The organism is Gemmiger formicilis, assembly GCF_016901605.1.
GTDB lineage: Bacteria > Bacillota > Clostridia > Oscillospirales > Ruminococcaceae > Gemmiger > Gemmiger formicilis_B.
In genome coordinates, this window is sequence record NZ_JACJKP010000214.1 from 1 (window position 1) to 4,057 (window position 4,057).

Annotated in this window: 3 protein-coding genes and 1 pseudogene; 3 read left to right on the forward strand and 1 reads right to left on the reverse strand. The window is 60.3% G+C overall.

All coding sequences use genetic code 11. From position 1 onward, the window contains the following. The first annotated feature begins 73 nt into the window (after positions 1-73). Positions 74-385 (forward strand): thioredoxin, encoded by a 312-nt coding sequence (gene trxA / locus H6B10_RS12990; protein WP_204651995.1) that lies wholly within the window; start codon positions 74-76, stop codon positions 383-385. Positions 386-636: 251 nt separating this feature from the next. On the opposite strand, the gene H6B10_RS12995 is transcribed toward trxA, so the two are convergent. After that, positions 637-2,424 carry an aminopeptidase P family protein gene (locus tag H6B10_RS12995; protein ID WP_243427384.1) on the reverse strand — a complete coding sequence of 596 codons (1,788 nt, stop codon included), beginning with the start codon at positions 2,422-2,424 and terminating at the stop codon, positions 637-639. A 205-nt stretch (positions 2,425-2,629) separates the two neighbouring features. Between H6B10_RS12995 and H6B10_RS13000 the strand changes: the two genes are divergently transcribed. Together H6B10_RS13000 and H6B10_RS18085 are read left to right on the forward strand one after the other, a co-directional pair. Further along, positions 2,630-3,883 carry a GTP-binding protein gene (locus tag H6B10_RS13000; RefSeq protein ID WP_204651996.1) on the forward strand — a complete coding sequence of 418 codons (1,254 nt, stop codon included), beginning with the start codon at positions 2,630-2,632 and terminating at the stop codon, positions 3,881-3,883. A 19-nt stretch (positions 3,884-3,902) separates the two neighbouring features. Then, positions 3,903-4,057 (forward strand): annotated as a pseudogene (locus tag H6B10_RS18085) (GTP-binding protein); the annotation flags it as partial.

Below are 4,057 nucleotides of genomic sequence, written 5' to 3' on the forward strand. Positions count from 1 at the left end.
AGGCAACGTGGCGGCGCTTTCTGCCGTGGAATACCTGGCCGCCCGCAAGCGCAACGAAAAGGAGTAATGCACAATGGTACACGAAGTACACCACAATGATCTGACCCAGGCCCAGGCTGCCGACGTGGCAGTGCTGGATTTTAACGCCACCTGGTGCAATCCCTGCCGGATGCTGGCCCCCGTGCTGGAGGAAGCCAGCAAGGATCTGGAAGGCAAGGCTTTGTTCTATGGCATTGACGTGGATGAGAACCTGGCCCTGGCCCAGCAGTTCGGTATTTCCAGCATTCCGGCCCTGGTGGTGCTGAAAAACGGCCAGCCGGTGGCCCGCCAGGTGGGCTTTATGCCCAAGGCCACGCTGATGCAGTGGCTGGGCGGCGTACTGTAAGAACTGTTTGTTCCTTCTTCGGTTCCTTCTTTGCAAAGAAGGAACCGAAGAAACTCTGACTGGATTCCCGCCATAGGGCGCGCCCGGCGGCTTGGAACGCTGCCGTTTTGCGCAGCTCCACCGGAAAAGCACTTCTTTTGCAGGAAGAACCGAAGAAACGCCTCATAAAAATCCCCCGCAGGGGAATGCCCTGCGGGGGATTTTTGTATGGAGTTCTTTTGGTTCTTTTCTTGCAAGAAAAGAATGTACTTTTACCGTCCGATGGGGGCGCACTTCTTGGCCAGCCAGGCCTTTTCCTCATCGTTCAGGCGGGGGGCCAGGGTGTCGTACACATGCTGGTGGAAGTTGTTCAGCCAGTCGATCTGCACACGGGACAGTTCGTCCACGATCACCGGGGCGGTGTCGATGGGCACCACCGTCAGCGGGGCAAAGCCCAGCCAGTGGCCGTACTGGTTGTCGCCCAGGTCGATGCATTCCAGCTCGTTCTCGATGCGGATACCCACCTCGTCGGTTTCGTAAACGCCCGGTTCGTCTGTGATGGTCATGCCCGGCTTGAACACCACATTGTTGTTGGGGCGCAGGCTCTGGGGACCTTCGTGCACGCCGGAAATGAATCCCACGCCGTGGCCGGTGCCGCAGCGGTAGTTGATCTTGTGGGCCCACAGCGGACCACGGGCAAAGCTGTCCAGGGCAAAGCCGGTGCAGTAATCCAGGAACACCGCACGGGCCATGTCGATGTGGCTCTGCAGCACCCAGGTATAATACTTGCGCTCGTCCTCGGTCAGCGGGCCTACGGGATAGGTGCGGGTGATGTCGGTGGTGCCGCAGTCATACTGACCGCCGTTGTCCACCAGCAGGAAGCCACGGCGCTCGATCTTGCTGTTGACCTCGCCCTCGGCATGGTAGTGCATCATGGCCGCGTTGGGACCCCAGGCCGCAATGGTGGAGAAGCTGTCCTCCAGGTAGCCCGGCTGTTCGGCACGGCGCTTCTGCAGCATGGTTTCAATGTCGGTTTCGTAGAGCTCTTTGCCTTCGGCCAGGGCTTTTTCCAGGTCCATCTCAAACCGGACCACGGCCACGCCGTCCCGGATATGGCATTCCCGGATGTTCTCCAGCTCCACCGCGTTCTTCACGCCCTTCAGCGTAAAGATCGGGTCGGCGCCCGCCACCGTCTTGTAGGCGGAAAGGGCGGTGTACAGGTCGTAGTTGGTGGCTTTTTCGTCCACCAGGAACACTTCGTCTGCGTCCACCTTGCTCACGGCGTCCAGCAGGTCGTTGTAGCCGCGCACCGTCACGCCGTTCTCGGCCAGGGCGGCGGCGTCGGCGTCAGACAGACGGCCCGGCGCCACAAACAGCGTGCAGGCCTTGGAAGTTACCAGCGCATAGGCGACCGCCAGCGGGGTGCAGGGCAGGTCCCGGGCGCGCAGGTTCAAAAGCCAGCCCACGCAGTCCAGCCCGGTGACGGCCAGGGCCGTGGCACCGGCCTTTTCCAGCTCGGCACGGACCTGGGCGATCTTCTCGGCGGCGGTGGCACCGGTCTGGGCCGGGGTCAGCAGCTCGCAGGGGGTGTCCGGCAGGGCGGGACGTGCACCGGCAGCCTCCCACAGGGGATTGGCCACGTCCAGGCTCTTCAGGGCGGCGCCGTTCTTTTTCAGCACGTCGGCATACTGGTGGGCCAGGTCGGCCGGTACGCAGCTGCCGTCCAGCAGCAGGGTCTGGCCGTCCTTCAGGTGGTCGGCCAGATACTCCGCCACCGTGGGCACCCCGGCGGAACCGGCATGCATACATTCGATCTCGGTACCGGCCAGCTGCTTGTCGGCCTGCACATAAAAACGGCCGTCACACCACAGGGCGGAACCTTCCTGGGTCACCACCAGGGTGGAGTTTTCCCCCGTAAAGCCCGAGAACCAGGGCAGAGAATTGTAATGGTCGGGCAGATACTCGCTGCAATGCGGGTCGCTGGTCATCAACAGCACGGCGTCTGCGCCCGCGTTCTTGGCGGCGGCGCGCAGCGCGGCGATCTTTTCATTGGTCGTCAACGTTCAACACTCCCTCTAACAGATGTAGATAGTTTCATGATACCACGTTTTGTAAAAAGGTCAAGCGGGCACAATATTTGCAAAAAGTTCAAAAAAACCGGGGCAAAACAGGCCCAAACCCCTTGACGCGTTTGTTATAATGGTATTAGCAGTTAGTGTTTGCGACTGCCAGAACCAACCAATTCAGCGAAATAGAGGTGCCATCATGGCAGAGAATAAGACGAAAATTGATATTTTTTCCGGCTTTCTGGGCGCAGGCAAGACCACGCTCATCAAAAAACTGATCCAGGAGTGCTTCGCCGGGGAGCGCATCGTCCTGATCGAAAACGAATTCGGCGAGATCGGCATTGACGGCGGCTTCATGCGGGAAGCCGGTATTCAGGTGAACGAACTGAACTCCGGCTGCATCTGCTGCTCCCTGGTGGGCGACTTCCGGGAAGCCCTGAAACAGGTGGTGGAAACCTACCATCCCGACCGCATCCTCATCGAGCCCTCCGGTGTGGGCAAGCTGTCCGACGTGACCCGCGCCGTGGAAGGTGTGGCCGAGACCCTGCCCGTGCTGCTGAACAGCTTTGTGACCGTGGCCGACGTGAACAAGGTCAAGATGTATATGAAGAACTTCGGCGAGTTCTACGATGACCAGGTCAGCCATGCTTCCTGCATCATCCTCAGCCGTACCGGCAACGCCAGCGAGAAGAAGATCGCCGACGCCGTGGCCCTGCTGGCCGAAAAGAACCCCACCGCCACCATCGTGACCACCGACTGGACCGCCCTGTCCGGCGCCCAGATCGTTTCTGTCATGGACGGCAAGCGGGACCTGGTGGCCGAACTGCTGGAGCAGGCCCGTGCCGCCAACGAGGCCCATGCCGGTGAGGATGAGCATCACCATCATCACCACCATCATCATGAGGATGGGGAGGAGCACGAATGCTGCCACCACCATCATCATGATGAGGACGAGGAGCACGAGTGCTGCCACCATCACGACCATGACGAGGATGAGGAGCACGAATGCTGCCATCATCACGACCACGAGGAGCACCACCACCATGAAGAGGGTGAGTGCTGCCACCATCACGACCATGACCATGAGGACGGCGAATACTGCCACCATGAGCATCACCACGAGCACCATTATGACGAGCACGGCGTTTGCAGCTGCGGGCATCACCACCACGACCACGACGCCGACGAGGTGTTCACCAGCTGGGGCCGTGAGACGGCCCACAAGTTCAGCCGTGAAGCGCTGGAAGAAGCCCTCACCAAGCTGGACAGCGGCGATTACGGCATGATCCTGCGCGCCAAGGGCATTGTGGACGGCGGCGAAGGCTGGCTGGAGTTTGACATGGTGCCCGGCGAGCATGAGATCCGCCCCAGCACCCCCGACGTCACCGGCAAGCTGTGCGTCATCGGCTCCAAACTGAACGAAGCAGCCATCGCCGAGCTGTTCGGCCTGTAAGCAAGAAAGGAACACAGCTATGGCAAAACAGATTCCGGTCTACCTGTTTGTAGGCCAGCTGGAAAGCGGCAAGACCAAGTTCATTCAGGAAACCATGGAGGACCCCCAGTTCGATTCCGGCGACAAGACCCTGTTGCTGGTCTGCGAAGAGGGCGAGGAAGAATACGATCCCGA

Coding starts and splice junctions, on each gene's coding strand:
- H6B10_RS13000 (WP_204651996.1), top strand. CDS start 2,630: ATGGCAGAGAATAAGACGAAAATTGATATTTTTTCCGGCTTTCTGGGC.
- trxA (WP_204651995.1), top strand. CDS start 74: ATGGTACACGAAGTACACCACAATGATCTGACCCAGGCCCAGGCTGCC.